13 protein-coding genes are annotated in these 25,351 nt (G+C 40.5%); all 13 read left to right on the top strand.

The genetic code is table 11. From position 1 onward, the window contains the following. The first annotated feature begins 53 nt into the window (after nt 1-53). The 13 genes from ASL11_RS15470 (at nt 54) to ASL11_RS15410 (ending at nt 25,294) form a co-directional block, all read left to right on the top strand. Nucleotides 54-1,823 carry a sensor histidine kinase gene (locus ASL11_RS15470; protein ID WP_056615835.1) on the top strand — a complete coding sequence of 590 codons (1,770 nt, stop codon included), beginning with the start codon at nt 54-56 and terminating at the stop codon, nt 1,821-1,823. Beyond that, complete coding sequence (locus ASL11_RS15465; protein ID WP_056615831.1) at nt 1,816-3,432, top strand: response regulator transcription factor; 1,617 nt, start codon at nt 1,816-1,818, stop codon at nt 3,430-3,432. The genes ASL11_RS15470 and ASL11_RS15465 overlap by 8 nt, the downstream gene beginning before the upstream one ends. 178 nt (nt 3,433-3,610) lie before the next feature. Continuing rightward, complete coding sequence (locus ASL11_RS15460) at nt 3,611-4,969, top strand: ABC transporter substrate-binding protein (protein ID WP_056615828.1); 1,359 nt, start codon at nt 3,611-3,613, stop codon at nt 4,967-4,969. 93 nt (nt 4,970-5,062) lie between these two features. Next, on the top strand, nt 5,063-5,938 hold the full coding sequence (locus tag ASL11_RS15455) for a carbohydrate ABC transporter permease (protein WP_200962439.1): 876 nt from the start codon (nt 5,063-5,065) through the stop codon (nt 5,936-5,938). Next, complete coding sequence (locus ASL11_RS15450) at nt 5,935-6,762, top strand: carbohydrate ABC transporter permease (protein WP_056615825.1); 828 nt, start codon at nt 5,935-5,937, stop codon at nt 6,760-6,762. Before ASL11_RS15455 ends, ASL11_RS15450 begins: the two co-directional genes overlap by 4 nt. An 867-nt stretch (nt 6,763-7,629) precedes the next feature. Beyond that, the gene (locus ASL11_RS15445) at nt 7,630-14,043 is read left to right on the top strand and encodes a discoidin domain-containing protein (protein WP_056615821.1); all 6,414 of its coding nucleotides are present in this window, start codon (nt 7,630-7,632) and stop codon (nt 14,041-14,043) included. Between the two features lie 143 nt (nt 14,044-14,186). Beyond that, nucleotides 14,187-16,400: a helix-turn-helix domain-containing protein gene (locus ASL11_RS15440; protein ID WP_056615820.1), complete on the top strand. Its 2,214-nt coding sequence runs from the start codon at nt 14,187-14,189 to the stop codon at nt 16,398-16,400. Nucleotides 16,401-16,806: 406 nt separating this feature from the next. Continuing rightward, nucleotides 16,807-17,763, top strand: a complete 957-nt coding sequence (locus ASL11_RS15435; protein ID WP_056615817.1) for an ABC transporter permease — start codon at nt 16,807-16,809, stop codon at nt 17,761-17,763. Between the two features lie 11 nt (nt 17,764-17,774). After that, a complete protein-coding gene (locus ASL11_RS15430; protein ID WP_056615813.1) occupies nt 17,775-18,665 on the top strand; it encodes a carbohydrate ABC transporter permease in 891 nt (296 codons plus the stop codon). A gap of 90 nt (nt 18,666-18,755) precedes the next feature. Beyond that, nucleotides 18,756-20,387: an extracellular solute-binding protein gene (locus tag ASL11_RS15425; RefSeq protein ID WP_056615811.1), complete on the top strand. Its 1,632-nt coding sequence runs from the start codon at nt 18,756-18,758 to the stop codon at nt 20,385-20,387. Between the two features lie 79 nt (nt 20,388-20,466). Next, entirely contained in the window at nt 20,467-22,551 is a 2,085-nt protein-coding gene (locus ASL11_RS15420; RefSeq protein ID WP_056615808.1) for a glycosyl hydrolase 115 family protein, read from the top strand. 19 nt (nt 22,552-22,570) lie between these two features. Next, on the top strand, nt 22,571-23,680 hold the full coding sequence (locus ASL11_RS15415; RefSeq protein ID WP_056615805.1) for a rhamnogalacturonan acetylesterase: 1,110 nt from the start codon (nt 22,571-22,573) through the stop codon (nt 23,678-23,680). 264 nt (nt 23,681-23,944) lie between these two features. Next, nucleotides 23,945-25,294, top strand: coding sequence for an ABC transporter substrate-binding protein (locus ASL11_RS15410; protein WP_056615802.1), 1,350 nt, complete (start codon nt 23,945-23,947; stop codon nt 25,292-25,294). Nucleotides 25,295-25,351 lie beyond the last annotated feature (57 nt).

Genomic DNA, 25,351 nt, shown 5'->3' with positions numbered 1-25,351 from the left:
CCCCTAGTGGGGGTATTTGCACTTTTGCAATTGTTCTGACAGAAAGGACATTTATGAATAGTCTAAGTATTAAATATAAAATTATATTGAGCATGATCGTGCTCGTTGTTATTTTTACAATCCTGAATACGTACCAATGGAATTCACGCGTAACCAGCGATACGGAGGCTTCCGCGACTTCGTATATGAAAGAAATGCTTAAGGTAACAAATGATAATTTTGAAGTTTCATTGCGAGATGTTGACCATATTGTTGCCATGCTCTCAATTAACCCAGAAATAATTAATGCTTTTTCCACAACAGGTTATTCTTCTCAAATCGATTTTCTGAAGGATGAAAGAAAAATCGAATCGCTAATTGCCAATGAATTGAACTTTAAAAGGTATCTCAGCGGTTTAATGGTAACAGACTTAGCTGGTCGAATGACAGGGGCAGGGGATTTTATGCGATTCGATGATGTAAAGAAGCAAAGCTGGTACACCGATGTACTTCAATCTAAAGGACGTAAGTTAATTATAGGGCCGTATTCTTATATAAATGGAGTTGTCGAATTTAAGAATCCTGAAAGCAAAGATTCGGTCATTTCAATTGTGAGACCTATAGTAAAAGATGATAGGGTCATTGGGTTTGTCAAAGCTGACATTCGTTTTAATCTATTACTAGATATATTTAACGTAAACTTAAAAGACAATGCATCCATTATTATGTTGAATCAGAATGGTGGGTGGATACTGAAACCACCGAGTGAGTTAGAACCGTTTATTTTACCAGAAGCAGTAATGAAAGCGTGGGAGAGTAAGCAAGAATATAAAAATAACATTTATTTAGATATCGCTGGGGAAGACACTTTAGCTATCTTTAATCATTCTTCTTTTACAGACTGGACTACTGTGGGGCTTATTCCAAAGACAAAATTATTAGACGGTATTCATAAAACACAAAGAGCGAACTTATTATTTACTTCTTTTATGGCCCTTATTTCATTTGCAATTCTGTACGGGATCATTTCAATTCTTACTCGCAACCTACTATTACTGAGCAAAGCCATGAAAAAAATCGATCGCGGCAACCTCGATATTGCCATTCATATCAAGAGTCAAGATGAAGTTGGCCAACTTTACAACCAATTTAATCGCATGGTGCAGCGGATTCAGGATTTGGTCGAATCGACAGCTCATAACGAAAGTGAAAAAAGAATAGCAGAGATGAAAGCACTGCAAGCACAAATTAATCCTCATTTTTTATACAATACATTAAATACAATTAAATTTTTAGCTCAATTGCAAGGAGCTGAAGGGATTAGGGATGTTTCTGAATCTTTGGCTACACTAATGCATGTCAATATGGATAGTCGTAGAATGATTACGGTTCATGAAGAGGTTGAATACTTAACTAATTACCTTCGCATACAGGAATATAAATACAATAGTAAGTTTATCTCACGCATATCAGTAGAGAATGAAATAAAGAATGCTAGCATATTGAAGCTTCTGCTTCAGCCAATTGTTGAAAACGCATTAAGACACGGGATTGCGGGAATGAAAGGTCAAGGCATATTGGTGGTGAAAATTTACAAAAGTAATGATTCTTTAATAATCGATATTGAGGACAACGGAGTTGGTATGGATGAAGAGAAAATTATCGAGATAATGGATGACGATTTATGCAAAAAAAGTATAGGTATTATCAATGTTCGAAAACGATTGAGCTTATACTATGGCGAGCTGGCGAGCTTCAACATTGTAAGTGAAAAACATTATTTCACCCATGTGAAAATTACTCAACCTTATATTGTTGAAATAGAGGAGGGTAAGGATGGTTAAAGTACTGATTGTTGATGATGAGTTGTTAGTGAGAACAACAGTGAAGCTTCTGCTGGATTGGGAAAGAAATGGATATCATATTTGTGGTGAAGCCAAGGACGGGATTGATGCACTGTTTATGGTCAAGGAATGTAATCCCGATATTGTATTGACTGATGTGAAAATGCCCAGAATGGGTGGAATTGAATTAATGAATACATTAAAGGTTCAATATCCTCATATTAAGGTCATTATACTAAGTAATTATGATGATTATGATTATGTGCGAAGTGCCTTAAAAGATGGCGTAGTCGATTATATATTGAAACATAACTTACATGCATCGACGATGCTAGACACGCTAATTAGAGCAAAGGAACAGCTTGCCAATAAAACGAACACATTCCGATCGTTGGATCAGAACAATTTATTAGCGCTGCGAAACAAGTTTACGTTGGATCTACTTTCGGGCTTATATAGGGAAGAGGAAATTGAGCAGAGACTTGCCGTGTTGGATATACAACTGGACTTAAAAAATATATGCGTAATTATTATGAGCGTAGACGGATATAAGCAGAAGAATGCGGAAAGAAGTATGAAGGAGATATCCTTATTTAATTTTGCTATTTTGAATATTATCGAGGAAATATTAAAGGATGAGGATAATGGGGCAATCTGCCATGTGGCTACTGAGCAATTTGTGCTTCTTCGTTCTTTCAAATATGCTGTAAGTTCTTCTACCAATGAACAAGGAACCATGCAAGTGTTGGATAGAATAAGGCTTTCTTTGAAAAGATTTTTAAATATAACTGTCAGTTTTAGTATTGGTCCCAATTCAAGGAACATTGTTGATATAAAGAAAAGTTACGAGTTTGCAAGGGTACAGATGTCACAGAAATTTTTAAAAGGTAAGAATACGGTTATAAAAGAATCATCCCCCCCACATATGACGAATTCTTTTAAGGGTGTCAGTCTGGAAATGGAGAAAAGCTTGATCGCGATGATTCATTTAAAAGACTCAGAGAAAACCATGATGTTGCTGAACCAAGTGTTTCAGACAATCATTCAGACGAGTCTAGATATTTACAGTTCTCAAATGATATTTAATGATCTAATTAGTATTGTTAATCGGGTATGTAAAGAGCTTCAGGTGGAAATTGCGAAAGTTTATAATAATAGACCGCCTGCAGAAGCCATACAGACCTTCGAGTCTATTGACGAAGCAAGGCAATGGTTTCATCTTGTGTTTGAGCGATTATATGAGGCGTTATCAGAAAAAGGGGAAAAGTATGAATCTTTGCATGTTAACAACGCAATCCTATATATAGATAAACAATATTCAGAAGACATTACGTTGGAGTCAGTAGCACAATACCTAAAAATCAGTAAAGTATATTTAAGCAAAATCTTCAAAGCGCATGTTGGGGTTGGTTTTATGGAGTATTTGACAGAAATGAAGTTGAAAAAGGTATCCGTGCTTCTTAAAGAGGGTTCTCAGGATCTGAGGGAAATCGCGATTTCATCTGGTTTTCATAATTATCCTTATTTTTTTAAAGTATTCAAAAAAAGATATGGTGTTACGCCAAAACAGTATATAGAGGGGCAAGATTACAGATCAGATGAGCCATGAGCATAGCAAATTAATCGGCGGGCTGTTTTAATTGGCCTATTCCTTATTACTATTAATCAAACCTTATTATCTTAAAAAACTATAATCGATGATAACAGAGTGAAATGATTGATGAATTGCAAATAAGTTATCATGTTAATAGAACCAAATAGTAACTAACTTAAAGGGAGAGATGAAAGTGAAAAGGGGAAAACTTCTTGTATCCACTGGCATGGTTGTCACCATGTTAACCCTAGCTGCATGCGGTAACTCAGCAGGGACAAGCTCGCCAAATGCAACAGCAACAGATAAAGCAGGAGCAAGTTCTCAGACGCCTGCTACAGCTAAAGCTGTGAAAACATTAACACTCGTTGTACATTCTTCTTGGGTACGACCTGGCTTTCAAGCTGTCGTCGATTTGGTCAATTTCAAGTCAGCCGAGCTTGGTGCAAAAATTGAGTTAGAAAAGATAGCAGAGGGCGACGCTGGTGATCAAGTCGTTCAAACGAAATTTGCTGCAGGCGAACCGCCAGATATTCTTTCTTGGTATGATGCGACTTGGTCCAGTAAGTTAGGTGGAAGCGCTCGTCTGGAAGATCTTTCAGGTGACTGGATGAAAAACTATGATAGCAAAGCGCTGGATACTCCTAAATATAAATCAGACGGCAAATTAATAGTAGCTCCATTTGGAGAAGTTGGTACGATGTCTATGTTCTACAACAAGAAAGTTTTCCAAGACAATGGCCTTCAAGTGCCTAAGGACTGGAAAGAATTTCTGGCAGTAAGTGAACAATTGAAGGCAAAGGGAATAACACCTGTTTATTTTGCAGGTAAGGATGCTTGGACCTTGCAAATTATTCCACTTGTTGGCGCAGTTCGAGACTCCAAAGATAAAGTGACACCGACTGCGGATGGATTAAGTACAAACAAAACCCATTTTACGGATTTGAAGCTATTCGTTGATTCAATCAGCAAAGTAAAAGAATTGGCAGATAAGCAGCTCATTAACAAAACATTCCTATCTGATGATGACCAATCTTCTCGCCAAGCGTTACTTGACGGGAAGATCGCAATGTATGCTATGGGATCCTGGATTGTACCGGATTTAGTAAAAGCGGATAAGGATAAAGCCAATAATATTGGCGCCTTCGGTATTCCTTTTGATGAAGGTCAACTTATTAATATTTCGCCACCAAGTGGATTATGGGTGCCATCTGAATCCAAGAACAAAGAGCTAGCAAAGAAAGTGGTTGCTTTCATGGTATCACAGGAAGCTCAACAAGCGTACTTTAAAGCGCAGCCCGATATTCCTTTTGCTAAAGGCATTCAAGTCAATGGCTTGGTGCCTGCCCAACAGGATATTAAAAAACTAATCGATGAGGGGAAATCATTCCAGTCACCTCTTGATTACACTAAGTATCAAAAAGGTCCATTCGAGAAGTATTTGCAAGACATGCTCGTTGGTGGAAAAACGCCAGTAGACGTAGCGAAAGAACTGGACAATGATTTTGCAAAAGCAGCCAAGGCAAAACAAGATCCCAATTGGTCAGGGAAATAATTATATATTCATAGAGAAATGAAATTCGGTTGACTTACCTTTGATCTTAGAGGAAAGTCAACCGAATATCTTATTAATGGTAGGAGCGTATATGTGCTGAACAATTACACAAAAAGGATGTATCCCCTGTGGGGCTTGGCTCCAGGATTTATCGTTTACTTCGTTTTTTTTCTAATACCTTTTATAACTACTTTCTATTACTCATTTACAAGTTGGGATTTTTATACAGCTAAATTTATCGGACTTAGTAATTATCAAGATATAGTAATTGATCCCTTAATGAAAATTGCTCTGAAGAATACGCTGATTTTTACGTTTGTTACAGGTATTGCTAAGGTTGCATTAGGAATGGGGCTTGCTTTATTCGTTAATCAGAAATTAAAATCAAGTAATTTTATTCGGACCGTATTTTTCCTGCCTGCAGTATTAAATACAATTGCAGTCGGTATTTTGTTCACTGCAATCTTACATCCTACTAACGGATTGCTTAATCAGACACTAGGAAATTTGCACTTGAATGTATTCCAATTGAATTGGTTAACGGACATAAAACTTGCTATTTTTTCTATTGCTGGAATCGAAACTTGGAAGTGGGCTGGATATAATATGGTGATTATACTTTCCGGGCTGCAATCCATCTCTAAGGAGTATTATGAATCAGCAGAAATCGATGGCGCTTCGGGCTCAAAACGCTTCTGGCATATTACATTCCCGTTAATTATGCCTGCCTTCAATGTGGCTTTAGTAGGTAATATCATTGGTGGACTTAGAGTGTTTGACTTGGTTGCTGCGACAACCGGAGGCGGTCCAGGCCGGGCAACTGAGGTTTTAAATACAGCAATATTTGAAAATTTCGGAAACAATCTGCAAGGCCTCGCTAGTGCAGGGAATGTTGTATTGACTATATTCGTTGCGGTTACTTCCATTATTACTTACGTATTCATTCGTAGAAGAGAAGTGGAACTATGAAATTATCTATGCGTAAATTTTCCATGGAAACCATTGCGGTGCTGCTTAGTTTGCTAATCTTAGTGCCCATCTATATGATTCTTGTGAATTCATTTAAAGATTATGCCAGCAGTAACAAGCTAAGCTTGTCCTGGAATGGTGTAACAGTACATCAAATTATGAATAACTATAGCGAGGTCATACAGATCGCCAAACTTGCAACAGCTTATAAAAATAGTTTGCTAATTACATGTGTATCCGTCATTTTAATTGTCTTTTTTGGAGCTATGAGCGGTTTTATTATCCAACGAAGAAAAAGTCGACTGACAGAAGGGATAAACTATGCGATTATTGCTGGACTATCTGTTCCATTTTGTGCTCCAGCAACGTTCTTCCTAATTAAAAGCTTAGGACTTTCACAGACATACACAGGCATCATTCTTGTATTTGTTGCTTTATCGTTTCCAACAAGCGTGTTTCTTTTTACCGGTTATTTTAAAAGTATACCAATTCATTTAGACGAATCCGCAGCTCTTGATGGTTGTGGGCCTATCAGGTTATTCGGACAAATCATATTGCCTCTGATTCTTCCTGTTACTGTAACAGTTATCATAATCTCGTTTATGGGTATTTGGAATGACTTTTCAGTTTCGATCTTCCTAATGAATACACCCAAAAAGTTTACTGTTGTGTTGACCACTTTCAGTTTTTACGGACAGAAACACTCGGACTGGAATTTATTATTTGCTAATATAATTCTGATCTCGTTGCCAATTGTTGTCATCTTTCTTGTACTTCAAAAATATGTAGTGTCGGGGCTTACATCTGGTGCTGTGAAAGGTTAATCGATTAAGGGTGAATAACTGTTGATTTTATATAGAGAGACAGGAATGGTTTAATCGTTTCTGTCTGTTTTCTTTTTAATAATGAGTAAAATTATTTCACAACAATTAAAAAAGCTAACAAATTGAAATATATGTCCAAATAGTGAAATTATCATTTAACTTTCTTTCAATTAAAATGATGAAGTATACCTTCGCTATAGATATATTGGTGTTGAAACTGTTTAGTTGTGCTTTTTTGTTTGCTAGGTGTACCTGTCTAAGGGGAACGGAAAACAGTTAAGGAACTGAAATGAGTTTATTGTGAAGGATAGTGGCTTACTCTTATAGTGTGTTTTGTAAGCGTTTTATAATGCTGACTATTTGAGGAAGGAGAGTAGAAGTTAATATACAAATTAGATTCCAAAAAAGAAAAATCTAAAACTTAGTTTGGAAGATTTAGATGAAATTAAACAAATGGAAATTTCAGTATTAGAACAAGTAGTAAACAAAATAAGTAATCAGCATAATCCATAACTTCAGAAATTATTTAATTAAAAAAGCTAACGAAATGATACAAATATTAAAATATTGAAATTATCGTTTAAGTTTTTTTCCTTTAAAATGATGGAGTATTCCTTCACTTTAAGAAAAATAGGAGCTTTTGTAGTAGGGGAATAGATGATTTCATGAGGGATGTTTTTAGGAGGTATGAAATATTTTGGGGGAGAAGGCGGCGATCTACATACTTCGATGGGATCTTTGCCTTGAAATATAAGCGACGTCAACTGGTGTAGTTTTAGGTGTTTTGAAGCGGCCTTCAGCCTCATGTGGCTGAGAAATAGGCGTTTATATAGCTTCAAAAAATATACTTCGAGAGGGGAAAGTCAGATGGGTTTGTTTGTAAAGAGATTATCAATGACTGGGTTGGCATTCCTGTTATTTGTTTCAATTTTCATGGGGGCTGTAGGACCGGGACTGGTTCAAGCGGCGGGATCAACGACATTATCGGCAGATTATGATGTAACAACCGGAAGTTACGACAAGGTGAAAATACAGAATTTAGCGCGTGGTGGTCATTTAACAAACAACAACTTAAATTGGTTGCCATCGTATTATGATCAAATGAAGGAAATTGGAATAAAAGTCGTTCGGATCGATTGGGTCATAACTGACTTGTTCTATCATGTGGTTTCCCGCAACGCTGTTACTCAGCAATTGGAATATGATTTCACTAAATTGGACAAAGTTGTTCTTCCTCTTGTTGAGCGGGGAATGACCCCGATGATGTGCCTAGGGTATTTGCCAAGTGCACTAGGCGGAACCGGTATCTCGGGTGAAGGTGCGCCTTCTGCACAAGGAATTATCGAATTTGGTCAAATTTCGGGAGTAATTGCTCAGCATTATAAGAATCTTGGTTACACAGGCTGGTATTGGGAGTCTCATAATGAGCCGGAGAATTTCAATAAGCCGACAACTCCTGCACAGGTAGCACAAATGTACGGCGCTTTTGCAACTGCAATCCGAGGAGTAGATGCAACCGCTGTAATCGGGGGGATTGGCTTCAGGAACTTAAATATTGCAGATGGAAGTTGGAAACCGACCTTCATGAATTACCTGAAGAACAATCCAACAATTCCGTTCGACTACATTTCTGTCCATCAATATGGAGCGGCTGATTTCTCATCTACAAATATCTACAATTTGTTTTCCAGTAACAATGTTCCAGTAAAACCGATCAAATATACCGAGTGGAACTATGACTACACAAGTGGTGGTGCAGGGGGGACTCAGAAGGATACGAATTTGAACGCTGCCTATGCAGCAAAAAGAATGTATGATGCTGTTCTTCGTCCGGAAGTGGATCAAATCTACTACTTTACGCCTGTTGATGCTCTATCTCCAACAAGTTTGTTTTTTTCAGATTCCGGTATATTTACCATTGACGGACATAAAAAGGCTGTTGCTAATACGTTTGAGATGTATGACAATTTGGAATCACAAATTGTGCAGTCATCAATAACGGGTACTAATTCAGACAACAAAAATACTTACGGGTTCGTAACGAAGGATTCTGCGACAGGTAAAGTCTCAATGCTCCTTTGGAATTATTCCAATACTGACGTTAATATGACGATCAACCTCTCAAATCTACCATACCAAGAAATGGGGAAAAACTATAAAGTAACGAAAAAGCTTGTTGACAGCAATAACGGGAACTATTGGAGGGATTATGCTACAGGCTTAAGAGGATATCCTGTTGGTCCCTCTGAAAATGCGACACTAAAGGAAAGTTCCATTCAAAGCTCGTCGGGCAACTTTAACCGTATTGAGAACATGACTGCATATAGTGTTATGCAGATTGTGTTGGAACCAACTGATGGTGCGCCGACTGCCGGTCCTGTAGATAGTACGCCGCCTTTGCCGTTTGTCAATGTTGCAGCAGGACGCCAAGTTTTTGCCCGCACCTCTTACGAGAATCCACAGACAGGTTGGACGAAAAATTTACTAACCGATAGTATTATATTTTCGTTCACAATGGCGGATGTAGGCAATCCAAATAGAGGTTACTCTAGCTTAGGTTATGATACTCCTAATCAAACAGAATGGGTATCTGTAGATTTGGGTGAAACTCGCTCTATTAATAAAGTTGAACTGTACCCCAGAGATGATGAGGGAAATAGCGGTAAGGGATTCCCGATAGATTTCAAAATACAGGGTTCTGCAGATGGCGGACACTGGACGGATCTATCCTCTTACACAAATTATAACAATGGAGCAGCGGTTTCAGGCGTGCAGACGTTCAATTTCGATTCAGCTAATGTTCGCTATGTTCGCCTATTATCTACGCAGTTGTCTCAGGCTGATGGTAAGTATCGCTTGCAACTAAATGAACTCAAAGCATTTAGCGCTATAGCTAACGTAACGAATAATCCGTCCCCGTTGGTATATCCTGAGAATATCGCGAAGACTAAGACAATAACCGCAACAAGTTCGTTAATTTCTACGGGTTGGTCTAACGCTTACGTTGTGGATGGAGTGACGCAATCCAATTCTAGCAGTCTAGGTTGGTCGAGCTCATCTGGAAATGCTAGTAATCATACAGAGTCCTTGACAATCGATTTAGGTACGGTGAATTCAATTAATCAGGTTTCCTTATTTCCTCGTTCGGATGCTGGAAATTTGGGCAAGTATTTCCCGTCGGATTTCAATATCCAGCTTTCACAGGATGGAGTGAACTGGTTAAAGGCAATAAATGAAACCGACTATCCGAATCCCTCAACTGGCAATCCTCAGGGTTTTCAATTTGAGAATAAGCAAGCTCGCTATGTGAAGATTGAAGGGACGAAGCTTCGTAATGAAGGTGGAGCCAATTATATGATGCAGCTTGCAGAAGTAGAGGTATATCAAGCTCCTCATATTACGGCTACGGATGTTTTAATCACGGGTGATACTTCAATTTCACACGACCGTGGAAATTTGCAACTATCAGGCCAGGTTATTCCTTTTAACGTGAGTGACCCAACTATTCTTTGGTCAGTATCTGAGGTCAATGGCACAGAAACAGATCGTGCCTATGTGACAAATAGTGGAGTATTAATTGCGAACAAAAATGGACAAGTAAAAGTAACCGCAATGACCGCAGATGGTTCAGGAACGAAGTCTTCAATTATTGTTGATATCACTGGGCAAGATATATCCGATAACCGACTGCCAATATGGGGAGATGGTAAAGTTTCCGCCACGAACTTGCTGGCAACGGAATTGACGTTGAATTGGACTGAGGCAATGCCTAGAGACAATGTCTCTGAGTATCGTATATTGAAAGATGGCGTAGAGTTGACAACAGTGGAGGCAACATACAAGACATATGAAGTTAAAAACCTCACAAAGTTGACCAACTATACTTTTCAGATTCAGGCTAAGACAGGTACAAGCGATTGGAGCACTGATGGACCTACACTTACATTAACTACCCCTGATATTCCACAGCCTGTCAGCGGAGTCACCCTTAGTGCGGGAACTTTGAGCTTACTATCGGGGAACAAGGGTCAATTAACTGTAACTGTACAGCCAACTAACACTTTAAATAAAGTTGTACATTGGTCAAGCAGTAATGAAACTGTTGCAACTGTAGATATTAATGGAGTTGTAAAAGGTATAAGCAATGGAAATGCGACGATTACGGCAACAACTGATGAAGGTGGCTTTACTGCTACGAGTACTGTGACAGTAAGTAATCTGCTTACAAAGGGGAAACCCGCAAAAGCTCAGTCAACTGGTAGTAGCTCTTCAGCAAACAACTTTGTTGATGGGAATACGAATACAGCGTGGTGTAGCAATTCATCAGCGGTACCTCGCTGGGTACGAATTGACTTAGGTGCAAAAGCAAAGCTGTCGAGAGCCGACTTAGTTGCATTTGCAAACGTTTATAAGTACAAAGTAGAAATATCTGATTCCGAGACAACGGGGTATACCTTAATCTTGGACAAGACGAATAATAGCGTTGTCGGACCGAATTACTCTGATAATTTAGGGGATAATGCAGTCGGTCGATGGATCCAAATCACGATTACAGGTGTTACACCGTCATCACAATATCCTTGTATTGTGGAATTTCAAGGATTCGGTACGTACTTGACCTCTGTTTCTGGGATTCAAATAGATAATACAACTTTAACATTGGGTCAGAATACCTCAGCGCAATTGACTGCAACGGTGCTACCTGAAGATGCGGATAATCAGATGGTTACATGGTTGTCAAGTGATTCATCCATCGCCAGTGTTGATTCCCTTGGTTATGTAACTGGGCATAACGCAGGTAGCGCGACGATTACCGCAACTAGCGTGGATGGAAAATATACGGCAATATCTTCAATTTCAGTAGTAGGGAAAAACCTGGTAAATCTTAGTACTGCGATTGGCATGGCAGAAGCGATCCTAGATGATACTATTATTGGTGATAAGGAAGGACAATATACACAAGACAAAGTTGATGCCTTTATTGCTGTAATTGAAAATGCAAAAGCAGTACAAGAGGATCTATTGTCGACTCAGTCCGATGTGAATGCGGCCAGTTCCGCTTTATCGAGTGCAGATCTAATTTTCCGCAATTCGGTTAATACCATTGATCGTGGCCCACTTAATGCTGCTATTGCACAGGCACAATTGATAATCGCTAATTCAGTAGTGGGAGAAGATGAGGGTCAATATACATCGGAAATTGTTGACACGCTGCAAGAAGTCTTAAATCAGACATTAACTAAAAGTAGCAGTAGTTTATCTCAAACTGAAGCATACTCAGCAGTTGTAGACCTCCAAACAGCAATAGATACATTTCTAGGCAAGGTTAATGGTGTTAATAAAAATCTGCTTAGCAGTACAATTTCTGTAGCAGAAGCAGTATATCATGAGGCAATAATTGGAGAATTCAACGGAAATTATTCCATTGAGTCCAAAGCTCTTTTGCATATTGCAATTGAGACGGCATCAGAAGTTATTAATGATTCATTAGCCGATCAAACAATGGTGAATAATGCAAATGTAGCTCTAATGGTGGCAATTAAAGCCTTTAATTCTTCGGTTGTTGTTGTTAATAAGTTAACTTTATCAACGAAGATTGCAGCGGCCATTGATTTGATTGAACATTCTGAAGAAGGGGAAATGGGCAGTCAGTATCCATTAGGTTCGAAGGCTCTCCTGCAAACAGCACTCGATGCTGCGGAAATCATATACAACCGTATCAATGTCAGTCAGTCAGAGGTTGATGAAGTTGTTGCCAATTTAATTGCAGCTATTAATACCTTCTCCAACTCTGTCAACGGTGTGAATTCCTCAGCGCTTGACGCTGCCATTCAGAATGCCGAAGAACTGTACACCAATTCAGTGGAAGGAACAGAAAACGGCAATTACTCCACAGCGTCCAGAGAGGCACTGAGAATTGCGATCGAGTCAGCGCATACGATCTTAATGGATGGGGAGGCCGAACAAAGCATAGTGAATGAAGCAGTCACTCAATTGAATTTGGCAATCTCACTATTCAAGGCTGCTGTAATCATCAAAAATCCTACTCCTGATAGTAACAATAATAATGTTAATAACGGTAATGTGTCCATTATCGACAATAATCAACATGAAGTTACCGTGAGAGAAGGTACATTATTCGTTGCTCCGACTGTAGATGCTGCTGGTCATGTGCAGGTAAACATTAAGGCTGAGGATATCGCTAAAGCAATAGAATCGGCAACTGGCAAGCAGCTGGTCATTGAAGTATCGGCACTATCGGATTCTGGTGTCCAAAGCACAAGGATTGACATTCCAGTCCAGGGCGTTGTTGATAAAAATAATGAGATTTCGAAAATCGTAGTAAAATCTGGTACGGTCATAATCACTCTCAACGTGAATGAGTCTTCAAATATATTGAATCCAGAATCCAAAAATGTTGAACTGACGATTACTCAAGTGGACTCAAGCGCATTCCCTGTTGAAATACAGCAGAAGATTAATGGAAATACAGTCTATGACTTCAATTTACATGTTAATGGTCAGCGAGTAAGTCAGTTCGAGGGGACAGATTCAGTCAAGGTTGAGACCGACTATTCGCCAAAACCAGGTGAAAATCCACATCAAATTATCGTTTACTCACTATCTGACGATGGTAACTTGAGTATTGTAAAGACTGCAAAATACGACGTGACGACTGGGAAAATCGTATGGAATGCATCCCACTTCAGCAAATATGCAATCGCATATAATAGTGTTGGATTCACCGATCTTGCTAAAGTAACATGGGCAAAAGAGATTATTGAGTCACTCGCAGCGCGTGGGATCATTAATGGGATGGAGAATGGTAGTTTCGAACCAACCCGTCCGGTTACCCGATATGAATTTTTGCAAATATTGATGAACGCACTTGATTTATCAGAATCACAGGCGGTCAGCAAATTCACCGATGTGAAGGTGGGAAGTTGGTATTATGAAGCACTTTCTTCCGCTGAACAGCTTGGAATTGTAACAGGCAATGGTGATGGAACTTTCGGTGGAGAGCGTGTAATTACACGAGAAGAAATGGCAGTAATGACATATAGAGCACTTCTTCTTAATCGTATGATCAATACTTCAGCAGTATCTGATGGAGGATATATTGATCAAGCGATGATTTCTACCTATGCTTCTGAAGCCATAGCAGCATTAAAAGGAGCTAGTTTCATTAACGGGTTTATCGACGGCAGTTTTAAACCACAAGGTGTGGCTACTAGGGCAGAGGCAGCCACCGTCATATTTAATATTATGTTAGGTAATTGAACAACCCAGTAACCGGAATACTCTAACTTAATAACAATTGACTCTAATTTAATAACAAATGGCTCCTCTTGTTGATGAAATTCGAGATTACATTCAGCCTGAGGAGTTATTTGTATACAAGGGTAATGAACAGGAGTTTAAATATGAAAAATAGCACTTATATTAAACGTATGTTGTTTTCATATCTTCCTATTTTGTTCCTCACCATCAGTGTGCTAATCTTTATATTTATTACAATTTTAAACGAATTAAATGTGCGTAACGCGATTCAAGCTAATAAAGTAACAACTGAGTACATCAGTAATATGATTGATAATTCGTTAAAAACGATTGATACAGATGCCAGGAAATTGATTGAGGCTAATGTGGAACTACATGCATTCCTTGACAATCCTTCAGATAGATTGCTGAACGTTTCAGCATCTAACGTACTGAGCGGTATGATGGTTCAACATGCTTTCATCGATTCCGTCTATTTTTATCGGGCAATAGATAAGCAAGTGCTTGATCAAAGCAAGATTCGTCCCTTGGACGTATTTCCTGATCGCAGCGTTATTTCAGAATTGTTAGAACAGCCATATCCAGTGAATTGGTCTTCTCCGAGATTTAAAAAGGGGAGCAATGAGGAGGATTTGGCTATTAAGGTCATATCTTTGGGTAGAAAAATCCCGCTAAATACAGGCAGTCTCGGATATATAGTTATAAACGTAAAAGTCGACGCACTATCCAAATTCATCGATGAGATGATTGACCGTAATTTGACCAATGCACAAATTTATGATGATCAGCACGTTCCTTTTCTACCAGAAGTGGCTTTTGCTTCGAGTGATAAAGGAGTTCATGCTGAAGTCGTTTCGGATTATACGGGATGGAGCTATCAAACGGAGATTAAAGGTGGCAGATTGTATAGCATTTTACTGAATGGCGGCGTGTTTTGGATTTTTGCCATCCTTGGCTCCATCTTACTTGCCATTGGTTCAACCTTTTATGTAACACGTCGAAACTATAAGCCGATTGAGGCGATTTTACATCGGATAGATCGATTTTCAACGATAATTAAGTCTGCTGATTTGAAAAATGACAAAAATGAGTTTTCTTTTATTGATCAGGCTATTGAGCGATTAATTACTAATAATATGGCTTTTCAGGAGAAACGGCAGGAAGACTTAACGATACGCAGGCAACAGTTTTTGCTTAGTTTAATAAATGGTGAATATGAAGCAGAGAAGGCAATATGGGTACAAGAGCGTGAACATTATGCACTTAAAGAGGGTACCCGATTTGTTGCGACAATTCTTGAGATGGATCATTACGTACAATTTTGTTTGAAATATAACCAGAAGGATCAGTCTTTATTTAAGTTTGTTATTAATAGTGTTGTGGTTGAATTCGCCGAGCAGCAGAACCAACAAGTTATGATCGAGTGGATTGCCAAAAATCGGCTAGTCATTCTTCATATGTCTGAGGAAGATCAAGACATTGAACATAATGCACTAAAATTAACAGAGCAAATTCGTTCATGGATCGCAGATCAGTTGGATTTTACAGTTACATTCGGTATAGGTAACGCTACCGATTCGAGTATGATCAGCCGATCATATCAAGAAGCTACTCATGCGGTTAACCGCAAGGTTACGCTAGGAATTAACAAAATTATTGACACCGTTGAAGTTCAAGAAGGATTATCAGGTGAATGGTTTACCTATTTGCAATGGATTCAATCCGTTGTGCGTCAAGTTCGGCAAGCGGAATTAGGATGGCAGGAGCATTTGGTGAATTTATTTCAGGAAATGCGAAGTCAACAACTGCCCAAGGAAGATATTGATCGACTTCTCCATTATTTAATCTTTCAATTGGAGCGGGAATTAGAAGGTATTATGCCAGAGATAGGAAAGTACTGGCGATCAATTTTAAAGCCCGATTTACTGCTTGCCATGGAACAATCGGACACAATCGACCAGATTGAGACTAGTTATCGTCAAGGGATTGAACAGATGGTTGAGCAATTACTGGAACTTTCACAGAATCGAAGGCATCATGTGCTTATGAAAGAGATACGAAGTTTCGTCGCAGAGAACTTTAAGGATCCGAATCTTTCTTTGACCTATTTGAGCGACCGCTTTCAAGTTAATTCCAAATATCTAAGCCAGTTGTTTAAAGAAGAAATTGGCGAGAATTTCAGTGATTTTTTAATCTCACTTCGGATGGAATACGCCAAACAGCTATTGATTCAGACGAAAGAAAATGTTCAAGATATTTCGGAGAAAACAGGCTATAGTAGCTCTAACTCGTTCAACCGGGTTTTTAAAAAATTGGTTGGTATGTCGCCGAGCCAGTATAGAGAATCGCAGCAATGAGTAACTTTCTCATTGAGAAAATAAAAAAGCAGTAGTCTTGGAGATTTAAATCCTGACTACTGTTTTTTTATTAACGTTAAGATAGGACATTTTCGGAATCTTTAAGCTTAATTGAATTAACTTAATTCCGTTAATAACCCAATTTTCAGTTTTTTCCTATTATTGGGCTTAAATCACTAATATAAGGATTAAGCAAAGTAAGTATCTAGAAAGCGGAAATTTGCTTTTATTTATTGAAAAAGCCTATTAAATCAAGGGTTTCGGAATTTAGCTAATGACCTGAAATTAGAATGTTGTACCGTGTACGGTATTACTTTATATTGTGGTTATTCAACTGAATCAGTTCGCTCAGGCATGGTGGCCATATGAAATAGGCTGCCTAACTAAAAGAAAAGAAGGGATGCATATGGACCAAACTAATACACAAAGTAAGCTGCAATCGTTACCGGTGTCCGTGAGGCGTCGAAAAGAAAAGTGGTTTCGAAAGGATTTTCAATTATATCTACTGCTAACTCTCCCACTCTTATATTTCATTGTTTTCAAATACGTGCCGATGTATGGCGCGGCGATAGCGTTCCAGGATTACAGTATTTTTCAAGGGGTAACCGGCAGCAAATGGGTAGGGTTCCAGAACTTCCAAGAAATATTCGCAATGAGTCAGTTCTATACGGTTGTAAGGAATACACTAGTTCTGAACTTATTGGATTTGATATTTTCGTTTCCAGCACCAATTATTCTAGCGCTTCTGCTTAATGAATTGCGAGTGGTATGGTTTAAAAAAGTGGCACAGACACTCTTGTACCTGCCTCACTTTATTTCGTGGATCATTATCGGTGGTCTCGTCTATCAAATGTTTGCCACAAAAGGCGGCCTCGTTAACAACATGCTCAACTCGGTCGGCATTCCTGCAATTCCATTTTTAACGGATAAGATCAAATGGGTACTTGTGTACTTGGGAACAGGAGTTTGGCAAAGCGCTGGATGGGGAACGATTATCTACTTGGCGGCATTAACGGGTATCAATAAGGAACTTTATGAAGCGGTAGAGGTCGACGGGGCCGGAAGGTGGAAGAAAATGTGGCATATTACGCTCCCAGGCATTCGGTCGACAATCGTGGTACTTCTCATTATGCAGATTGGCCATATCATGACAATTGGTTTCGAGCGTCCTTTTGTAATGGGTAATTCACTTGTTAAGGATTATGCAGAAGTCATTTCCACCTATGTCTACAAAGTAGGTCTGCAATCAGCACAATTTTCTCTAGCCACAGCGATTGGTTTGTTCCAAGCTCTGATTGGACTCGTTTTCGTAGTATCAGCCAATATGATCGCGAAACGATTCGGTGAGGAAGGATTATGGTAGGAGGAATCAACATGAGAAATGAAATTTTACGTAGTAAACCTAATCGTTTGCGTGTAATCGACGCGGTTATTATGCTAGTAATCAGCGTGACGCTGTTGCTCTGCCTGCTGCCGTTTCTGCATATCATAGCGATTTCGCTTAGCTCGAAGCACGCAATTCTTTCTGATTTAGTTACTTTTTTCCCGCGTGAACTGGACTTTCACGCTTATGGCATCGTGTTTCAAGATGCGAGAATATTGTGGTCGATGGGGCTGACGATTATTCTAACAGTTACTTATACGGCACTGAGTATGCTTATGAGCATTTGTGCTGCATATCCGTTAACTAAAGATCGACTTAGAGGGAGAAAAGTGTTCATGATCATTATCGTGTTCACGATGTTTTTCAGCGGAGGTTTAATTCCCGAATATTTGCTAGTGAAACAACTAGGGATGTTGGATAGTTTGTCTGCGTTGATCGTACCTAGCATGATCTCAGCATTTAACCTAATCATTTTACGAACCTTCTTCTCCTCCATACCAGCCAGTTTGGAAGAGTCGGCCTATTTAGATGGCAGCTCCCACATCGGGACTCTCGTGCGTATCGTTTTGCCTCTTTCGATGCCAGCTTTAGCAACACTAAGTTTGTTTTACGCGGTATCCAGATGGAATGGATTTTTGGATGCACTATTTTACATCACCAACTCAGAATTGTATCCGCTTCAACTCAAGTTGTATCAGATCGTTGTAAACAGCCAGATAACGGATTTGACAGCGCAGGAAGGTGCTTCTCAGATCGAATCTGTACCGGAAAGTATTAAGGCAGCGAGCATAGTATTTGCTACTATTCCGATCTTAATTGTATATCCATGGCTTCAGAGGTACTTTGTCTCCGGCGTTATGATTGGAGCAGTGAAGGGTTAATTTGGGACCACTGAAATCGGTTAATTCCTCGTTTTATTCGAGGTCTAACATACATGTAAATTACAAACAAATGTGAAGGGGAGTTTGAACATGAAAGTTTCGCAACGTAAATGGTTTGGGGCTTCGACAACAGTTATCGTATTAGCTAGTTTGCTTTCAGCTTGTTCGAGTTCAACGAAGGAAGTTTCTCCCAGTGCTACAACAAGTGCTACGACAGGTGCTACTGCAACTCCTGCTGTGAGTAAAGATCCCGTTACACTTAAGGTAGAAGTATTCGACAGAGGGAATGCGCCAGCAGGTGCAGGTCCTGTTGACAACAACTTCTGGACACAATGGATTCAGAAAAATTTCGGCGACCCCAACAATATCAAACTACAGTTCATTCCTGTCCCACGGAGCCAAGAGGTGGATAAACTCAACGTTCTTATGGCTTCCGGCGATGCTCCTGATCTCGTGTTCACGTATGATACAACGACGATTAACAACTATGTGAAAAGTGGAGGCTTGACCGATCTCAGTTCGGTAATCGATGCCAATGGACCCAATCTGAAGAAGTTCCTTGGTACGGAAGTCCTTTCCTACGGTATCTTTAGCGGGAAGCAGTATACAATCCCTGCAAAGAGAACGCTACAATTTACACAGTCTTCCTACATTCGCAAGGATTGGTTAGATAAGCTTGGCATGCCGGTTCCGAAGACAACAGATGAATTTTACAAAACAATGAAAGCGTTTAAAGAGAAAGATCCTGGCAAAACAGGTGGTAAAGTAATCCCATACGATTTCAGTGCTCTTGATAGTGCGGCGATTACGTCCGCAGGTAGTATAACTTCGTTTATTAAGAAATTGTCAGAAGAAGATAACTATGCCTTGTCGACGTCGAATTACATCCCTGAATTGACGAAACCAGGTTATAAAGAAGGCATACAATTCTTGAATAAAATGAATAGTGAAGGTTTAATTAATCCAGACTTCGCACTTGATAAAGATGGCAAAAGCTTTGAGAAAGATGCTTCGAATGGTCTTGTAGGTGCCTTTACTGCACTTGCTGCTCATCAAAACTTATTTGGTACTGGCAATGTATTCGATACGCTCAAAAAGAATGTGCCAGGCGCCGAGTATGTTGCGATGGATCCATTCACGAATGAGGAAGGCAAGTCAGTAAAAGCAATTTACGACCCAATTGGCGCATATCTGATGGTTCCTAAGTCGAGTAAGCGTGCGGTTGAAGTCATCAAGTATTTAGATTGGATGTCGAAGCCAGACGTACTGTTCACACTGCAAAATGGTATCGAAGGCCAACACTATACGTTAGAGAATGGCTTTCCGAAAGCAATCACAACGGATGAAGCGAAGAAAACATTCTACAATAACGCCGATATTGCGATGGTGATTAACGGTAAAGATTTCGGTTCCCTTGATAAAAATATTGAAGCGACTGCTCTATCATTTCCTAACTATAAAGAACTAGCGATACAAACAATTAAAAATGGGCTTAAAGACGGCTACACGATTCCACGTTTCGATCGTCCTATTGATTCCGAGATTAAATATGGAAAAACCTTAAAGGATAAGGCGATTGAGGTTGTCATAAAAAGTATCATGGCGAAACCAGACGATTTTGGAAAAACATTTGATGCAGGTGTTCAAGAATATTTGAAGATTGGCGGTCAAACGGTTACTGATGAGCGCAGAGCTGCCTACAAGGATATGAAGAAGAAATAAATGGTTTGAGTAACCCCCATGCTGTTTATGGGGGTTTTCTAAATTTCATAGTGAGTTAAATGAAAGGATGTTATATGTAATGAGTAATCAAGCAATTGAACAACTGGATTTAAAAGGACAGGTGCACATTGAAGTCCCTGGAATACTGCTTTCATCGGTTGAACATGCCCTGAGGATGTTGGTAAGAGATTTCGAAACGGTATTGGGTACTAAGCCACAATTGGTAACGGAAGCTGATGAAAAATCACAGTTATGCATAAGGCTTGCCGTAGAAAAAGACGACATACCGAAACGATCTGAGGCGTTTGGCTTTCGTTTCCACTCGGATGGTGGAATATCCCGCATGGAGATTATTGGTCATGATGATTTGGGACTGGTTTACGGAATTCTTGAATTTAGCAGAAAATTCTTAGGCATACAGCCGTTCTGGTTTTGGGGCGATCAATCTATTGCTAAGCAGACCGGAATTAACATTCATTGTCTTGAATACGATTCCCCAGTGCCAAAGGTTCGGTATCGAGGTTGGTTCGTTAATGACGAAGTGTCATTGATTGGTTGGAAAGACCCTTATCCACCTACAAGGGATGTATGGGAACCCGTTTTTGAAGCGCTTTTACGTAGCGGTGGCAACATGGTCATTCCGGGTACGGACCTACCGAGAGATGGCATTCACTACGAGCTTGCCTCAGAAATGGGGCTATGGGTGACACATCATCATGCTGAGCCGTTGGGTGCAGAAATGTTTTTACGCGCTTTCCCAGGCAGGAACGCCAGCTATCAGGAGGCTCCGGAGTTGTTTGAAAGCTTGTGGGCAGAAGCTATCGAAGGGCAAAAGGACATGAAGGTCCTTTGGGTACTTTCCTTCCGAGGCCAAGGAGATGCGCCTTTCTGGCATAACGATCCTTCGTTCGACACGTCTGAAAAGCGCGGTGCAATGATCAGTAAGGTTATCCGCAAGCAGTACGATATGATCGGCAGTAGCGTGCAGAATCCCGTTTATTGCGTAGCTTTATATGGGGAGATCGCCGAATTGTTCAAAGGTGGCTATGTTGATTTGCCTGACGATGTGATTAAAATATGGGCTGATAACGGGTACGGGAAAATGGTTTCCCGGAGACACAACAATCAGAATCATCGTGTACCATCGCTTCCTACCATCGATGACAGAGGCAGAGATGGTCTGTATTATCACGTGACGTTCCATGATTTGCAAGCATCGAATCATTTGACAATGTACCCAGGGTCAGCGACATTTCTGAAGCAGGAGATCGAGACGGCGTTCGCTGCCGGTACTGACGATTATTTGCTAATTAATTGTGGGAATATTCGGCCTCATGTCTATTCCTTGGACATTCTTCGGGAGCTATGGAGTGCCGGAACTATTGATGTTAGTAAGCATTTAAAGGAATTCGTAAGTAGCTATTATGCTGGTCATCAAGATGAGCTAGAAGAACTCTATCAAAGCTATTCGGAAGCAGCGATACAATATGGACCCCATGCTGATGATTTAGCTGGAGATGAGTATTATCATCATCCTGCCAGACAAATCATCGGTCATTGGTTGCAAGGAAAGCGTGAACAGCCAGATTCGAGATTGTTCTGGGCTGTGGGAGATGTTCCATTTTCCCAACAAGTGAAGAATTTTGAAGATCTCCTGGCACAAGGTATTGAGAAATGGGGAGCTTGGCTTCAACGATGCGAAGAAGTTCTTACAAAATTAGGGACAGACGATGTGAGAAGGGCTGCGGACCACCTTCGTTTCCATGGAGCCCTGCATTTATCCGGATGCGAAGGATTTTACTGGCTGTGTCGTTCGTATAGGGAGTACCATGAGCAGCGATATCCACAAGCTTTTGTTTTCGCCTCTGAATCGATGTGGTCTTATAAAAAAGGGCTAGATATACTGAGAGATGCCGAACATGGAAAATGGGATCGTTTCTACCGAGCAGATTGGCTCACGAATATAGAGAGTACGGTTAATAACGTAGATACGGTAAGGCGGTTTTTGCGTATGCATGGCGATAGCCCGGATTTTTTCTTATGGTATAAGGAATATTTGATGCCAGAAACGGAAAAGCATATCTATCTGGAAAATACGCACCGAAACCCATTATCCGACAACGAGTTAGCTCTTCTTCTGAAGCAGCATTTTTCTCGCAGGTAACCAAGAAAGGAATTCTACGATGACACATGCGTTTAAGTTTGATTTCGGGGTAGCGAATCCCGAGCAAGGTTACACGAAAATCTCACCGGGTGACCAGTATGAGAAGGCAATTGGCTACGGATTCAGCAACGTGAAAAATGTCCATGCTAAGGATCGTGAAGAACCAGGCCCATTGCGCAGAGACTTTTGCATTCCGCTCGATACCTCGTTTCTCGTGGATGTTCCAGCAGATGGGAACTATAAGGTTTCGGTGCTAGTAGGCGATGAGATCGCTGAAACAGAAACGACGATTACCACAGGTGAGGGCAGACTTGTTGTGCATAAGCAGCGTACGTCAGCAGGACATTTTGTTCGTACGAGCTTCTCCGTGTGGGTGACGGATGCGCAACTCAAGCTAACATTCACAGGCAGAGCACCGCGCATTAATGCGTTGGAAATTGAGTATTTTCCAACTGCATGTACACTCTTTCTAGCTGGGGATTCTACCGTAACTGACCAACCAACAGATGGCTATCCATATGCAGGTTGGGGACAAATGCTGCCGCTGTTCGTCAAAGCTGATGCGTCAGTAGCCAATTATGCGCTGTCAGGTCGCAGCTCATTGAGCTTTATAGGCGAAGGTGTATTGGATACGATTTGGAGCAAAATCAAGCCACACGATTATCTGCTCATCCAGTTCGGGCATAACGACCAAAAGCCAGATGAAGCAAGGTTTACCGATCCTTTTACGACCTATAAAGAAACGTTAAAGATTTATATCGATGGAGCTCGCGAGCGAGGCGCCTATCCGATATTGGTTACGTCCGTACAGCGGCGATTCTTCGAAGAAGATAGTTCGCTTCGGGATACACATGGCGATTATCTGAAAGCGATGCGTGAGCTGGCCGTCGAACAAGAAGTGCCATTGATTGACTTGGCTGAACGGAGCAAGGTGTTATTCGAATCGGAGGGACCTGAGGGAACCAAACGGTTATTTATGTGGCTGGCACCTGGTGAATTCATGAACTTCCCTGATGGTGTGGAAGACAATACTCATTTCCAACAGCAGGGTGGAATTGAAGTTGCGAAGCTTGTCTACACGGGATTGAAAGAGTTGAAGATTCAGCCGTTAAACTTGTATTTGAGGTAGTGTAGGGGTCAAGAGCATCTGTCAGGCATGAACGAATGTACTTATTGAGAGAATTATTGTAAAAAAACGCCAAGACCAATCCGCAACTTCAGGAATTCTCGGCGTTTTTTCTGTAGGAAACGAATGAATAGGATCTGAAGATTTCGAAGGAAACTCGAAAGATATCGTATTCAAGGAGCGAGATTGAATCCGTATACTTTACTCATAGACGGAATGAATGCTAAATGCATTGATCCCGGTCTTCACTATGAGGGGGTAATGAATTTGAGTAATTTGAAGAAGATAACGAGTGCGGCATTTGCGGGTATTATGACCTTGGGCTTACTTGTTGGCTGCAGTGATTCTTCCAAACCGGAAGCAAGTGTTAGCAGTTCCGTACCGAAAGCGACTGCAGACAATTCTGCAGGTGCAAGCAAAACGGATAAGAAGCCGGAGGATTACAAAGGCGAAATCACAGTGTGGACTTGGTGGAAGCCCTATTTTGACGAATCCATTGCTGATTTCAATAAAACCTATCCGAACGTTAAGGTAAACCTGACCGTCATGGGCTGGGGAGACTACGTCACCAAGTTTGAGACGGCCAAAGCTTCCGGAGGAGCGCTGCCGGATGTGGCAATGGCTGAGTCGTACTGGTGGGGCAGATTCCTCTCATACAAAAATACGTTTGTCGATTTATCGACGCTTGGTTTCAAAAAGAGTGAAACTGTCGATGCGGCTGCGAATGCGGTCGTAGATGCCGATGGTAAATTCGTTGCCATTCCACAAGGTCTGGGGCTAGGAGCGATTTGGTACCGGAAGGACTTGGCGAAAGAAGTATTCGGTACGGATGATGCCGCAACAATCGTCGGCAAATATGCCTCGATGGATGAATTCATCTTGAATGCTGGTAAGGAAGTTAAGGAAAAAAGTGGGGGCAAATTGACCGCGTTTACGAATGCGACCGATGTGATGGAAGGCTTGATTGCTTCTCAGGTGTCGACCGGCAAAAGCTACGTGGACGGTGATACGCTGAAAGTAAAAGAAAACATGACTTCTGCATACAATACATTGGATAAGGCACTGAAAGAAGGGTATATTGCTAAAGTGAACGGACCGGCGATGGATGCTGCCTGGGCATCTGGCAAAGTCGTATTCTTCCCGTCGGCGGGTTGGAGAGAAGGAACGATTCCAGCCAGCGATAAAGATGGCAAAGGTCGTTGGGGTATGTTCGCGCCTCCAGGAGGAGAATATTTCCGCGGCGGCACGGCTGAACTGGTTGTGGACAAAGGCGATCGTAACAAAGCCGAGCTTGCAGCACTGTTTATTAAGCATCGCTTGTTCTCGGAAGCAGGTATGAAGGTTAACAACAAGTTCGGAAACCTTACCGCAGTCAAGGATATTCAACAGAAAAAATGGACGAACGGTGTAAATGACTATTTCAATCTTGACATTACGGCTTATTTCTATGACGTCATCAAAAATATGAAACCGGTGAAATATGGCAAACATGACAGTGTCATTGAAGATCAACTGAAAGCTGTTGCGCTGGACATGGAAAAATCGGGTCTGGAGCCGGACAAAGCTGTAGTTAAAGCCGTAGAGGCAATCAAATCGAAAGACGATTCGATCAAATAATTAAGCAAAAGAATTTAATGCAAGGGCTGGGTTTCCAGCCCTTGCATTATAATTCGG

The sequence above is a fragment of the Paenibacillus sp. Soil750 genome (assembly GCF_001428045.1).
In the GTDB taxonomy this organism is placed as follows: domain Bacteria; phylum Bacillota; class Bacilli; order Paenibacillales; family NBRC-103111; genus Paenibacillus_E; species Paenibacillus_E allorhizoplanae.
This window is presented reverse-complemented; position numbering and strand designations above follow the sequence as displayed.